The sequence below is a fragment of the Streptomyces sp. NPDC005811 genome (genome assembly GCF_040630405.1).
GTDB lineage: Bacteria > Actinomycetota > Actinomycetes > Streptomycetales > Streptomycetaceae > Streptomyces.
The window spans coordinates 209,872-222,490 of sequence record NZ_JBEXXK010000003.1 but is presented as its reverse complement, the minus strand read 5'-3'; the positions used below and the strand labels follow the sequence as shown (position 1 = coordinate 222,490).

Annotated in this window: 13 protein-coding genes; 3 read left to right on the top strand and 10 right to left on the bottom strand. The window is 72.1% G+C overall.

From position 1 onward, the window contains the following. Nucleotides 1–21: 21 nt before the first annotated feature. From ABZ490_RS04710 to ABZ490_RS04665, 10 genes are read right to left on the bottom strand one after another with little or no spacing between them, the layout of a single operon-like run. Nucleotides 22–819 carry an NAD(P)-dependent oxidoreductase gene (locus ABZ490_RS04710; protein ID WP_358984081.1) on the bottom strand — a complete coding sequence of 266 codons (798 nt, stop codon included), beginning with the start codon at nt 817–819 and terminating at the stop codon, nt 22–24. A gap of 4 nt (nt 820–823) precedes the next feature. After that, the gene (locus ABZ490_RS04705) at nt 824–1,324 is read right to left on the bottom strand and encodes a DoxX family protein (RefSeq protein ID WP_358984078.1); all 501 of its coding nucleotides are present in this window, start codon (nt 1,322–1,324) and stop codon (nt 824–826) included. After that, nucleotides 1,317–2,228 carry an alpha/beta fold hydrolase gene (locus ABZ490_RS04700; protein ID WP_358984075.1) on the bottom strand — a complete coding sequence of 304 codons (912 nt, stop codon included), beginning with the start codon at nt 2,226–2,228 and terminating at the stop codon, nt 1,317–1,319. The genes ABZ490_RS04705 and ABZ490_RS04700 overlap by 8 nt, the downstream gene beginning before the upstream one ends. Next, a complete protein-coding gene (locus ABZ490_RS04695) occupies nt 2,225–3,895 on the bottom strand; it encodes an OB-fold domain-containing protein (protein ID WP_358984072.1) in 1,671 nt (556 codons plus the stop codon). Before ABZ490_RS04695 ends, ABZ490_RS04700 begins: the two co-directional genes overlap by 4 nt. Further along, the gene (locus tag ABZ490_RS04690) at nt 3,892–5,247 is read right to left on the bottom strand and encodes a cytochrome P450 (RefSeq protein ID WP_358984069.1); all 1,356 of its coding nucleotides are present in this window, start codon (nt 5,245–5,247) and stop codon (nt 3,892–3,894) included. Before ABZ490_RS04690 ends, ABZ490_RS04695 begins: the two co-directional genes overlap by 4 nt. A 15-nt stretch (nt 5,248–5,262) precedes the next feature. Beyond that, complete coding sequence (locus ABZ490_RS04685; protein ID WP_358984066.1) at nt 5,263–5,454, bottom strand: ferredoxin; 192 nt, start codon at nt 5,452–5,454, stop codon at nt 5,263–5,265. A gap of 17 nt (nt 5,455–5,471) precedes the next feature. Continuing rightward, a complete protein-coding gene (locus ABZ490_RS04680) occupies nt 5,472–6,857 on the bottom strand; it encodes an ABC transporter substrate-binding protein (RefSeq protein WP_358984063.1) in 1,386 nt (461 codons plus the stop codon). Between the two features lie 53 nt (nt 6,858–6,910). Continuing rightward, the gene (locus tag ABZ490_RS04675) at nt 6,911–8,116 is read right to left on the bottom strand and encodes a CoA transferase (RefSeq protein ID WP_358984060.1); all 1,206 of its coding nucleotides are present in this window, start codon (nt 8,114–8,116) and stop codon (nt 6,911–6,913) included. Further along, entirely contained in the window at nt 8,113–9,579 is a 1,467-nt protein-coding gene (locus tag ABZ490_RS04670) for an aldehyde dehydrogenase family protein (RefSeq protein WP_358984057.1), read from the bottom strand. The genes ABZ490_RS04675 and ABZ490_RS04670 overlap by 4 nt, the downstream gene beginning before the upstream one ends. Further along, nucleotides 9,576–10,307 carry an SDR family oxidoreductase gene (locus ABZ490_RS04665; RefSeq protein WP_358984054.1) on the bottom strand — a complete coding sequence of 244 codons (732 nt, stop codon included), beginning with the start codon at nt 10,305–10,307 and terminating at the stop codon, nt 9,576–9,578. The genes ABZ490_RS04670 and ABZ490_RS04665 overlap by 4 nt, the downstream gene beginning before the upstream one ends. Nucleotides 10,308–10,473: 166 nt before the next feature. Between ABZ490_RS04665 and ABZ490_RS04660 the strand changes: the two genes are divergently transcribed. Genes ABZ490_RS04660 through ABZ490_RS04650 form a run of 3 tightly spaced genes read left to right on the top strand, consistent with a single transcriptional unit; the run spans nt 10,474 to nt 12,541 of the window. Beyond that, nucleotides 10,474–11,280: a TauD/TfdA family dioxygenase gene (locus ABZ490_RS04660; protein WP_358984051.1), complete on the top strand. Its 807-nt coding sequence runs from the start codon at nt 10,474–10,476 to the stop codon at nt 11,278–11,280. Then, the gene (locus ABZ490_RS04655; protein ID WP_358984048.1) at nt 11,277–12,020 is read left to right on the top strand and encodes an SDR family NAD(P)-dependent oxidoreductase; all 744 of its coding nucleotides are present in this window, start codon (nt 11,277–11,279) and stop codon (nt 12,018–12,020) included. Before ABZ490_RS04660 ends, ABZ490_RS04655 begins: the two co-directional genes overlap by 4 nt. Beyond that, on the top strand, nt 12,017–12,541 hold the full coding sequence (locus tag ABZ490_RS04650; RefSeq protein WP_358984046.1) for a carboxymuconolactone decarboxylase family protein: 525 nt from the start codon (nt 12,017–12,019) through the stop codon (nt 12,539–12,541). The genes ABZ490_RS04655 and ABZ490_RS04650 overlap by 4 nt, the downstream gene beginning before the upstream one ends. Nucleotides 12,542–12,619: the final 78 nt, after the last annotated feature.

Genomic DNA, 12,619 nt, shown 5'->3' with positions numbered 1-12,619 from the left:
CTACCGATTCCGGGATGTCCCTCACAGACCCATCGCGCCCAGGGCGGCGCGGGCCGCATCCCGGGCGGCTCCCGGGGCGTCCGGCCCGGCCACCTCGGTGAGCAGGCGTACGTCCTTGGCGAGCAGCCCGCCCGCGTGGGCGGCGATCCGGTCCAGGGTGCCGCCCGCGTCGACGACCCGTTCCAGCGCGAAGCTCGCGGAGCTGCCGCGCGGGAGGATCCGGCCGAGGCCGTCCCGGTCCAGGCCGAGGCGGTCGCCGAGCGCGAGGGTGTCGGCGGCCAGGCCCAACTGGGCGGTGAACAGCAGGTTGTTGAGAAGTTTGGCGATCTGTCCGGAGCCGGTGGGGCCGAGGTGGACGACCGGGTCGCCGTAGGTTGCGAAGACCGGGCGGCAGATGTCGTACGCCTTCTCCTCGCCGCCCACCATGACCAGCAGGGTGCCCCGCTCGGCGGCCCGGCCGCCGCCGCTGACGGGGGCGTCGAGGACGGTGACCTGCCGGGCGGCGGCCCGCTCGGCGAGCCGGCGGCAGGTGTCGGGGTGGACGGTGGAGTGCACGACGAGAACGCCACCGGGGCGCAGCCCCGTGAGGACCTGCTCGCCGACCCCGCGCACATCGTCGTCGTCGACCACGCACAGGCACACCAGATCGGCGGCGGCGCCGAGCGCGGCGGCCGAGTCGGCGGTCCGCGCGGGGGTGCCCTCGAAGGGGGCGAGGGTGTCGGAACGTCGGGCCCACAAGGTGGTCTCGAAGCCCGCCTCGACGATCCTGCGGGCCATGGGCGCCCCCTGGCTGCCCAGGCCGATGAAGCCGACGCGCATACGATCAGTCCTCTCTCGTGGGACGCAGGAAGACGGCGAGCAGTCCGGCGGTCGCCGCCGTGGCCACGCCCAGCACCGCCCCGGCCCCGGCCCAGCCGGTCACCGTGATGTCCAGGGCGTGGTCGACCGCGTACCGGCCCGGTCCCCAGGCCCCGAGCGCGACGGCGAGGACGCCGAGGACGAGGACGTACTCGTAGCCCTCCTTGAAGACGAAGAAGCCGTTGCGGCGGTGGGCGAGCAGTCCCGCGACCAGCATCACGGACAGCACCGCCGCACAGGCCAGGGGGGTGAGGAAGCCCGCCAGCAGCAGGGTGCCCGCGCCGAGTTCGGTCAGGACGCTCAGCCAGGCCTGGAGGCGGGGGCGGGTGAGGCCGAGGCCGGCGAACCACCCGGCCGTGCCGGTGATGCCGCCGCCGCCCCGCCAGTGGTTCCAGCCGTGGGCGGCCATGACCGCGCCGAGCACGACCCGCACCAGCAGCAGGGCCGCGTCCGGGGCCTCACCCATGACGGCCCTCCACCCCGGGCAGGGCCCGGACCCCGAGCGCGCACTCCTCGACGAACGCGAGGACGTGCAGATGGTAGGCGAGGGCGGTGCGGCCGACGCTGGTGTTGTGGCCCGCGCCCGCCTGTTCGTGCCGGACGACGCGGGGTGCGCCGGGGAAGAGGGAGGCGAGGTCGGCGAGTCCCTCGGGTCCGCTCAGCCAGACCTGTTCGTGCTCGGCGACGGTCAGATGCACCGGCACCGGCACGCGGGCGGCGAGTTCCTCGAACTCCGCCTGCCAGTTCGCGCGGTGGCCCTCGTAGGCGGGCGAGGCCGCGCCGATGCCCCGGCCGCCGTGCACGTCCGGCGGATAGGCGTGCGGCGGATGCCACAGCACGCGGCGCAGGTTGGGCCGGGTACGGGTGGGGTCGCGGCGCCATTCCTCCATCGCGCGGACGGAGTGGGGATGGTGCGTGCGGCCCATCCCGGCCAGCTCCACGCCCAGCAGATCCGCCCCGCGCGGGTCGCTCGCCATGCGCACGGTGAGCTCGCAGCCCGCCGAGTGCGCCCACAGGAAGACACCGACCCCGTTCTCCCGGCCCTCCCGCAGCGCCTCGACGGCCGCGAAGGCGAAGTCCGTGCGCTGTTCGGGGGTGCGCATCCGGTCCTCGTGCCCGGCCGAACTGCCGTAACCGGGACGGTCCAGGGCGATCACGGTGAAGCCGGCGGCGACCGCGGTGCGCAGGAGGGAGAGCCGGGGGTGGCCGGGGTGGTCGAAGTAGGCGGAGGTGGTGGCGCCGCCGTGCAGGGCGACGATCACCGCCTGCGGGCGGGGCGCCTCGGCGACGAGCGCGGAGGCGGGCACACCGCGCACGTCGACGACTTCTCGCCGTACGGCGGTGGTGAGTTCGGGTCCGAGTGAGGTCATCCGTCCGTCCTGAGCAGGAGTACGCCGCCGGGGGTGAGCCCGCCGCTGGAGACCACGGCGGTCCGCGCGCCCGCCACCTGCCGCGCGCCGCCCTCGCCGCGCAGCTGGACCACGGCCTCGTGCAGCAGGCCCATGCCGTGGGTGCGGCCGTGGGAGAGCTGGCCGCCGTGCGGGTTGAGCGGGATCACCCCGTCGCGGGCGATGTTCTTGCCGCCGTCCAGGAAGCCCCGGGCCTCGCCGATGCCGCAGAAGCCGAGCGCCTCCAGCCAGGACAGGCAGTTGAAGGTGAAGCCGTCGTAGAGCAGCGCCACGTCGACGTCGGCGGGGCGCAGGTCGGTGCGGGTCCACAAGTGGGCTGCCTGGCCCAGCACTTGGGGTTCATGGGTGAGGGTGGCCTGGTCCCATTCGGGGCGCTCGACGATCTGGGTGCCGACCGCCTCGATCCGGATCGCGGGCCGGGGCCGGTCGGGGGCGGTCTCGGCGGCGGAGACCACGACGGCGGTGGCCCCGTCGCAGGGGACGTCGCAGTCGTAGAGGCCGAAGGGGGTGGTGATGGTGCGGGCGGACAGGTAGTCGTCCATGGTGAGCGGGTCGCGGTAGATCGCGTCCGGGTGGAGGGCGGCGCCCGCCCGCTGGTTGAGGGCGATCCAGCCGAGGGTCTCGCGGGTGCTGCCGTAGCGGTGCATGTGCCGCTGGGCGTTCATCGCCAGCATGATCGCGGGCGAGACCGCGCCGAAGGGCTTGAACCAGCCCTCCGGACCGACCGGTTGGGGCATCCGGATGCGGCCCTGCCGGATCAGTTCGGCGTACGTCGCCTCCCACACCGTACGGAAGCACAGCACATGCCGGGCGAGTCCGGCCGCGACGGCGAGCATCGCGGCGATGACCGAGCCGCCGGGGCCGAAGGTCTCGCCGGCGCCGTTGTGCCAGACCGGGCGGATGCCGAGGGCGGACTCCAGGGCGGTGACCCCGCCCTCGGCGAAGCCTCCGTAGGCGCCGCCGCCGGGGTAGGTGGAGAGGCCGTCGATGTCGTCGAGGGTGAGTCCGGCGTCGGCGACGGCCTTCTCGCAGGCCTCCACGGTGAGTTCGAGGGGCGGGACCATCAGCCGGCGGCCGAGGCGGGAGGCGCCGGCGCCGGTGATGACGGCCCGTTCCTCGAACCTGCGGGTGCTCACGGGTGGGCGGACGCAGGCGCCTACGCGCTCCGGGGCCGGGTCGTCCGGGGGGAGCGCGACGGGGGGCGGCTGGTCGGGCGCCGGGCGGAACAAGGGCAGCCAGGTCTCCCCCGCCGGTGCGAAGACGGCCTCCATGCGCAGGCCGATCCGCAGGTCCTCCGGTGCGCAGTCGACGACGTTGGTGGTCAGACGGACCCGGGGGTCCTCCTCGACGGCCACCTGGGCGACGACGAACGGGGTGGGCAGGCCGGGGAACGGGAAGCGGTGGTTGACGGTGAAGCCGATGAGGGTGGCGCGGCCGGACACCTCGCGGACCGTGAGGTCGTGGGAGCGGCAGTGCCGGCACACCGGCTGCGGCGGGTGGACGAGGGCCTCGCAGGCGGTGCAGGCCTGGAAGCGGAGCCGCCCGTCGCGGCCGGAGGTCCAGAAGAACGCGGTCTCCTGGGACACGACCGGCTGCGGACGGGCGCTCTGCTCGTGCTGCGGGCTCAACGGACCTTCGCCTCCGTCCTGCGGACGGTGACCGGCTCCGCCAGCCCCTGTTCGTCGCAGACCCGTTGGAGGGTCTCCAGGGTCTCCGCCAGTCCGGGGCCGAGGCGCGGGCCGGGGGTGAAGGTGGCGGGGAGGTGGCGCATGCCCTGGATGACACCGATGGTCTCGTAGTGGACGGCGCCCTCGGGATCGCACACGAAGTCCGGTGCGCGGTCGAGGACGTGGAGGAGCATCCGCTTGAACACCGTACGGGCCACGTTGGATCCGATGCAGCGGTGGATGCCGAGGCCGAAGGCGGTGTGGCGGTTGCCGGGGCGGGCGAGGTCCACCCGGTCGGGGTCGGGGAAGACGGCCGGGTCGCGGTTGGCCATCGCCCAGGAGAGCCAGAGCCGGTCGCCCTCGCGGAACTCCTTGCCGGCGATCGCGCAGTCCTCCGCGACGGTCCGGCCGTCGCCGGGCGCCGGGGTGAAGTAGCGCAGGAACTCCTCGGTCGCCGAGTCCAGCAGGGTCGCCCGCTCGCGGCTCAGCCGGTCCCGCTCGGCGGGGTGCCGGGAGAGCCATTCCAGGGCGTGCGCGGTGAGCGCGGTGGTGGTGTCGAAGCCCCCGCCGATGAGGAGGGCGAGCGCGCCGACGAGATCGCCGTCGGACGGGGCCTCGCCGTCGATCTCCATCCGGGCGAGGGCGTCGGCGAGCCCGGGGCGCGGGTTCGCCCGCACCTCGTGGAGGGTGGCGCCGATGTCCTTGATCATGGCCATGTGCGCCTCGATCACCCGGGCCATCTCCGGGGAGTGCGGCGGGGTGTAGACGCCGGCGTGGGCGGGCTCGTTGTACAGCTCCCACTTCTTCAGCGGGATGCCCATCATGGCGAGGGTGAAGACGGCGGGGACGATGTTGGCGAGGTCGTCGACGAAGTCGATCCGGCCGGACTCGATCCGCTCGTCGAGGCAGGCGCGGGCCACCTCGTCGATGAACGGGATCCAGCGGGCGATCGCCGCCGGGGAGAGGTAGGGGTTCAGGGCGTTGCGGTAGGCGCGCTGCTCGGGCGGGTCCATCTCCAGGAAGCCGCCCCGGATACCGCGGCCCCGGGCCGGGGCGGGGATGTTGATGCCCTGGTAGCCGCGGCGTTCGCCGTGCACGTCGTGGTCGTTGGAGAGCTTCTCCTGGGCGCGGGCGAAGGCGAGCAGTTCGCGGTTGCCCGCGGCGACCCAGTGCCCGCCGTAGGTGTCGGACCAGGCGAGGGGGCAGCCCTCGTGGAAGGAGCGGGTCTCCTCCTCGAACCGGTCGCGGTACTCGGGGGCGTGCCGGTCGAAGTGGACGCGGGGGTGTTTGCGGGCCTCGTCGTCATCGGTCATCCGGTGTACCTCCTCTCAGAACACGCCGATGGCTCGTTCGGGGCAGGAGCGGACGGCTTCGACGACCGCTCCCTCCTGGTCCTCGGGCACCTCGTCGGCGACCGGTGTGGAGTGCCCGTCGATCTCACTGAGTTCGAAGACCTCCGGGGCGCGCATGAAGCACAGGGTGTGGCCCTGGCAGCGCTCGGGGTCGACACGTACCTTCACGGTGGCTCACCTCCCTCTCAGGTGACGTCGGCCAGGGACTTGCCGACATCGGCGAGCGTGACCGGTTTGCCGTAGTCGGCCTGGTACTTGTACGCGGGGGCGTCGCAGCGGTAGACGCCGTCGGTCGGCTCGAAGTCGGCGAGCTGCCAGCCCTTCGCGGTGGCCTCGACGATCGTGTAGCACTTCGAGGGGACGTCCGACTTGCTGAGGTCGGCGGGCGCCTGGAGGCCGCCGCCGGTCCACGCGGTCTGCTCGACCGCGTTGTCGTAGACGCACTTCCGGGTCAGTTCGGCGCAGTCCTTGGCGGCGGTGGCGAACAGCAGCCACGCGGAGAAGGCGCGCAGTACCGGGTAGGTGACCTGCTTGCCGGGCGCGTACTTCTTGAACAGGTCGATCACCTGCTGGGTGGCCGGGTTGTCGGCGGCGCTCTCCAGCGGTGCGGTGGCGAAGAGTTCGGCGTAGTTGTGCTGCTTCGCCAGGGCCGTGCCCGCGAGCTGGAGGAAGGCGGGGCCGTAGGCGTTGCTGTTGGCGTCGATCCAGTCGGGGGTGTAGCCGATGTTGGTGAGCGCCTGCTCCAGCTTGGCGAGGCTCGCGAAGTCCCCGAGGAACACCAGGCCCTTGACGCCCTTGTTCTTGAGGGACTGGGCGTACGGCGTCCAGTCGGAGACGCCGGCCGCCGGGTAGAGGTCGTTGTAGGACACCTTCCCGCCGAGGCCCGCGACGGCCTCCTTGAACTGGCCGGACATCACCTTGGTGACGGGGGCGTCGCCGGAGATGATGCCGACCTTCTGCGCGGAGTCGGGGTACTTGTCCTTCAGCAGCCAGGTGTAGTAGCCGGCGTACTGGAAGTAGCCCGGGGCGGCGCCGCCGGAGAGGACCTGGAGGTCGGAGCCGATGGCGCCGATCTGGCTGGACTGGGCGGGGAACGCGGGCAGCAGGCACTTCAGACGGTCCTGCACGCCGAGGGCGTCCAGGGCGGAGCCGCCGCCGACCAGGGCGAAATCGGACGTGCAGGCGTCCAGGACGGCTTGGCGGACCTGCATGAGCTTGCTGTCGCGGGTGACGGCGACGATCTTGCGGCCGCCGATGCCGCCCGCGTCGTTGCACCAGGAGGTGAACACCTTCGCGGCGTCCGGGAATTCGGAGTTCTTGGTGTAGCCGACGTCGGACATGACGCCGACCTGGACGCTCTTGTCGGTGACGCCCTGGACGGACGAGGACGTCGGGGTGCCGGGACCGCAGACGTCCTTCAGCGTGCCGAAGTCGGCCGAGGCCGTGGACGCCCCGGCCGCGGGCGTCGCCGTCTGCCCGGAGCCGGAGTTCGTGTCGTCGTCGGATCTGGTGGAGCAGCCGGCCAGCAGCACCGCGAGCACGGTGACCGAGCCGATGAGCAGCCTGCGCAAGGTGCCTCCTCGGGGAGCCCGGACGCCGTCGTCCGGGCGAGGAACAGCGGGATTCAGGTGACCGCGCCGCTCGCCTTGAGCGCGAGGATGCGGTCCCAGTCGTAGCCGAGCTCGGAGAGGATCTCCTCCGTCTGCGCGGCGAACTCGGGCGCGGGGCCGAGGTGGGTGTCCTCGACGTCGAACTGGACGGGGCTGGCGACGAGTTCGAGCTCGCCGGCCTGTCCGATGTAGCCGTTGGCGCGCACCTGCGCGTCGGCGGCGGCCTGGAGGGTGTCCTGGACCGGCGCCCAGGGGCCGTCCAGGGCGGCGAGGTCCTGGGACCACGCGGCGAGGGTGCGGGTGGCGATCACCTCGCGGAGGATCTTCACCGCGTCGTCGGTGTGCGCGGCGATGGACTCGGCGGTGGCGAACCGGGGATCGTCCGCGAGGTCGGGGCGGCCGAGGCAGTGGCAGACGTTCGCCCAGAACTTCGCGGGCTGGAGCATCACGAAGGAGATCCAGCGGTCGTCGGCCGTGCGGTAGAGGCCGGAGAGGGGGTTGGTCGGTGAGCCGTGGGCGCTCGGGGTGACGCCCTCCCAGGCCCGGTCGAGGTGGAGGGAGAGCCCGATGGAGTGGCCGAGCGCCCACAGTCCGCTGCCGAGCAGGGACACGTCGACGACGGCCGCTTCTCCGGTGCGCTCGCGGCACAGCAGGGCGGCCGCGATGCCGCCGGCCAGGTTGGTGCCGGAGACGGTGTCGCCGTAGGCCGGTCCGGGCGGGCTGATCAGGCCCTCGGTGCCGGGCGGGGTGAGGGTGCGGGCGGTGCCGGCGCGGGACCAGAAGGCGGTCATGTCGTAGCCGCCCTTGCCGGACTCCGGTCCGCGCGGGCCGAGGGCGCTGCCCCGGGCGTAGACGATCCGCGGGTTGACCGCGCGGATGTCGTCGACGTCGATGCCGAGGCGGGCGCGGGAGGCGGGCATGAAGCTGGTGAGGAACACGTCGGCGCCCCGAGCCAGTTCGTACAGCACCTCGCGGCCGTCCTCGGTCGCCATGTCGAGGCCGAGGGAGCGCTTGCCCCGGTTGGCGTGGGCGACGTTCGGGTTGGGGTCGCCCTCCACCTTGAAGGTGCCGGTCTGCCGCAGTCCGCGCTGCGGGTCGCCGGTGACGGCGTGCTCGACCTTGACGACGTCGGCGCCCCAGTCGGCGAGCACGGCCCCGGCGGAGGGCACGAAGCCGTACATCGCGACCTCCAGCACGCGGATCCCCTCGAGGGGCCTCACGCCGGGTCCTGCGGTACGACGACCTTGGCGAACGACTTCTCCTCCAGGAACTCCTCGAAGCCCGCCCGTCCGCTCTCCCGGCCGATCCCGGACTGCTTGTAGCCGCCGAACGGCACGTCGGGGGCGAAGTAGTTGCCGCCGTTGATCGAGAAGGTGCCGGTGCGGATACGGCGGGCGACGCGCAGCGCGCGTTCCTCGTCGGCGCTGTGGACGGCGCCGGACAGGCCGTACTGGGAGTGGTTGGCGATCCGGACGGCGTCCTCCTCGTCGTCGAACGGGATCACCGCGAGGACCGGTCCGAAGACCTCCTCCTGGGCGATCTCGCTGTCCGGGTCGACGTTCGCGAGGAGGGTGGGTTCGTAGAACCAGCCGGGGTCGATGCCGTGGCCGCCGCGTACGAGGGTCGCGCCGGCCTCGACCGCCCGCCGCACCATGCCGTCGACCTTGTCGCGCTGCTGTTCGCTGATGAGCGGGCCCATGGTGGTCCTCGGGTCGGTGGGGTCGCCGACCTTGACGCGGTCGAGGCCGGCGGCGACGAGCCGGACGATCTCGTCGTGGTGGGCGCGCGGGACGAGGAGCCGGGAGGTGAGCGCGCAGCCCTGGCCGGAGTGGGAGCAGATGGTGAACGCGGCGAACATGGCCGCCCTGGCGAAGTCCGCGTCCTCGAAGACGATCATCGCGGACTTGCCGCCGAGTTCGAGGAAGACCCGCTTCACGGTGTCCGCGGCGGCGGCCATGATCCGGCGGCCGACGGGGGTGGACCCGGTGAAGGTGACGGCGTCCACGTCCGGGTGGGTGGTGAGGAGTTCACCGACCTCGGCGCGCGAGGAGCTCAGCACGTTGACCACACCCGGGGGTATGTCGGTGTGCTCGGCGACGAGTTCGCCGAGGGCGAGGGTGATGAGCGGGTTCTGCGGGGCGCCCTTGAGGACGACCGTGCAGCCGGCCGCGAGCGCGGGGGCGAGCTTGGCGAGGGCGAGCTGGTTGGGGTAGTTGTACGGCAGGATCGCGGCGACGACCCCGGCGGCCTCCTTCTCCACCCAGCGGTGGTGGCGCTGGCCGCGCGAGTCGATCTCACCGAGGTCCTCGGTGAACTCGTACGACTCCAACAGGTCGGCGTAGTACGTCACCAGGCCGATCGGCTCGTCGAGCTGGGGGCCGTGGGTGAGCTGGCGCGGGGCGCCCACCTCGGCGATGGTCAACTCGCGGAGCTGCTCGCGGTGTTCGTCGAGGGCGCGTTCCAGCTGGCGCAGACAGCGCAGCCGCAGCTCCCGGTCGGTGGACCAGCCGGTGGTGTCGAAGGCGCGGCGGGCGGCGGCGACGGCGCTCTCGGCGTCCGCGGTCGTGGCGTCGGGGGCATGGCCGAGCAGTGCTCCGGTGGCGGGGTTGTGGGAGGCGAAGGTGGTCTCCGCCCCGACCAGCTTGCCGTCGATCAGCTGCGACTTGACGACGAGGGAGCTCACAGCCGCACCACCTGTCCGCCGTCCACCGCGACGATCTGTCCGGTGAGCCAGCTCGCGTCGTCGGAGAGCAGGAAGAGCACCGCGCCCGCCTGGTCGGCGGGGGTGCCCAGACGCTTGAGGGCGAGGTTCTGCACCATCGCGCCCCGGTACTCCTCGGGGACGATGCTGCGGGTGGCCTCGGTGTCCGTCGGTCCGGGGGCGATCGCGTTGACGCGGATGCCGCGCCCGCCGAGCTCGGCGGCGAGGGAGACGGTGAGGTGGTTGATGCCGGCCTTGGCCAGCCCGTAGAACCCGGTGGGCTGGTAGGCGGCGGTGGACGACTGGTTGACGATCGCCGCGCCCTCCTTCAGATGCGGCAGCACGGCGCGGGTGACGTGCAGCGCGCCCAGCAGGTTCACCTTGAGGAAGCGGTCGAGGTAGTCGTAGTCGACCGTGACGATGCCCTCGCGGCGCATGCCGTGGAAGATCGCGGCGTTGTTGACCAGGTGGTCGATGCGCCCGAGTTCGGCGACGACGGTGTCGGCGAGGGCCTGCGCCGAGGCCGGGTCGGCGACGTCGACCTTCACGAAGAGGGCGTCCCCGATCTCCTTGGCGACCCGCTGCCCCTGCTCCTCGTTCAGTTCGGCGACGACGACCTTGGCGCCCTCGGCGGCCAGCGCCTTGGCGTACCCCTCGCCGATGCCCTGGCCGGCCCCGGTGACGATCGCCACCTTGTCCTTGAACCGCATCCCGCCTCCTTCTTCGGTAGGCCCCCGATGGTCGGACCCCGGATGTCCGGAAACTACATTCTCCATTTGCGCGAATCAAGGATCCGGACAAGAGAATCTAATGCTCTCCACTTCCCGTCAGGACCATGATGAGAATATGGTTCTCGCGAATGGAAGGGGTGTTTCCATGATCGATTCGAAGGCCTTGAGCCCGTCGCTCGGGGTGGAGTTCACGGGTGTGTCCGATCCCCTCGACGACGCCTTCGTCGCACGTGCCGCCGAGGCCCTGAAATGGCGGGGAGTCCTGCTGGTCCGCGGGCTGCACCTGGACGACGAGCAGCAGCTGGCGTTCAGCCGGAGGCTCGGCGAGGTGGTCTCGCTCCGGGGCCGGGAGATCTTCCCGATCTCGCTCGACCCGGCGGTCAGCCGTACCGCCAAGTACCTGAAGGGCGCCTTCTACTGGCATCTCGACGGCACCACCGACGACGTGCCCGTCAAGGCGACCACCCTGACGGCTCGTCATGTGGCCACCGTGGGCGGCGGAACCCAGTTCGCCAGCACCTACGCCGCCTTCGAGAACCTGCCGGAGAAGGACCGCGAGCGGTACGAGAGCCTGCGCGTGGTGCACAGCTTCGAGGCCTCGCAGCGGCTGGTGAACCCGGACCCGACCGAGGAGGAGGTGGCGGGCTGGCGCACCCAGCCGACGCACGAGATGTCCCTCGTCTGGCGGCGCCGCGACGGCCGCCGCTCACTGGTCACGGGCACCACCGCCGACCATGTGGTGGGCATGGACCCCGAGGACGGCCGCGCCCTGCTGGACGAACTGCTCGACTTCAGCACCCAGGACCGGTTCTGCTACACCCACGACTGGACGGTCGGCGACCTCGTCGTCTGGGACAACACCGGCGTCCTGCACCGCGCGCTGCCCTACGACGAGAACTCCGAGCGGCTGCTGCACCGGACGACGGTCGTCGGCGAGGAGGCGTTCGGGTGAGCGCCGCCGACGTCCCCGGGTCCCCCGCCGGGCCGGTCAGGACCGCGGTGGTCACCGGCGGCGCCTCCGGGATCGGCCGGGCCATCGCCCGGCGGCTGACCGCCGACGGCCTGAAGGTCGCCGTCCTCGACCTCGTCCCGGCCGAGGAGGGGCACGGCTTCACGGTCGACGTCACCGACCGGGAGCAGGTCGACAAGACCATGGACGCCGTCCGTGAACGCCTCGGCCCGGTCTCGGTGCTGGTGAACGCGGCCGGGAAGGACGGCTTCACCCGCTTCGGCGATCTGTCCTTCGCCGACTGGCAGCGGGTCGTCGACATCAACCTCAACGGTGTCTTCCACTGTGTGCAGTCCGCGCTGCCGGACATGTGGGAGGGCCGCTGGGGCCGGATCGTCAACATCTCCTCCAGCAGCACCCACTCCGGCCAGCCCTTCATGGCGCACTACGTCGCCGCCAAGTCCGCGGTGAACGGTCTGACCAAGTCCCTGGCCCTGGAACTCGGCCCGCGCGGCATCACCGTCAACGCGGTCCCGCCCGGCTTCGTGGACACCCCGATGCTGCGCACCGCCGAGCGCAAACAGCAGCTCGGCGGCTCCGTCGAGGACCACATCGCCCGTACTCCGGTACGGCGGGTCGGGCGCCCCGAGGACATCGCGGCGGCCTGCTCCTTCCTGGTGAGCGAGGAGGCCGGCTACATCACCGGCCAGATCCTCGGGGTGAACGGGGGCCGCAACACATGACGAGGCTGCCACCGGTTCCGTACGAGGACTGGGACGCCGAGGCACTGAAGCCGCTGACCGGCGGACGGAAGGTGCCGCCGTCGAACGCCCTGGGCCTGCTGGTCCGCCATCCACGGCTCGCGAAGGCGTTCCTCACCTTCAACACCCATCTGCTGCTGCGCAACTCGCTGCCGCCGAGGACGCGCGAGCTGGCGATCCTGCGGGTGGCGTGGCGGCGCAGGTGTGCGTACGAGTGGGCGCAGCACGTCCTGATGGGACGTCAAGCAGGGCTAACTGCAGAGGAGTTCGCCGAGGTCCGGTCGGGCGCGCCGACCCTGGTCAACCGTGCCGTCGACGAACTGGACGCCACCTCCGCGCTCTCCGATCCCACCTACGAGGAACTGGCCGAGGAACTCGACGAGCACCAGCTCATGGACTTCGTCTTCACGGTCGGCGCGTACGGGGCGCTGGCGATGGCCTTCAACACCTTCGGGCTGGAGCTCGACGAGGGCCTGCCCGACGGTGGCTTCGACGAGACCTGAGGACGGGGCGGTGGGCGGGGCCCGCCGCCCCTTGTCAGTGCCCTGGGTTACCGTCCGGGCCCTCAGCCCTTCCGCGCC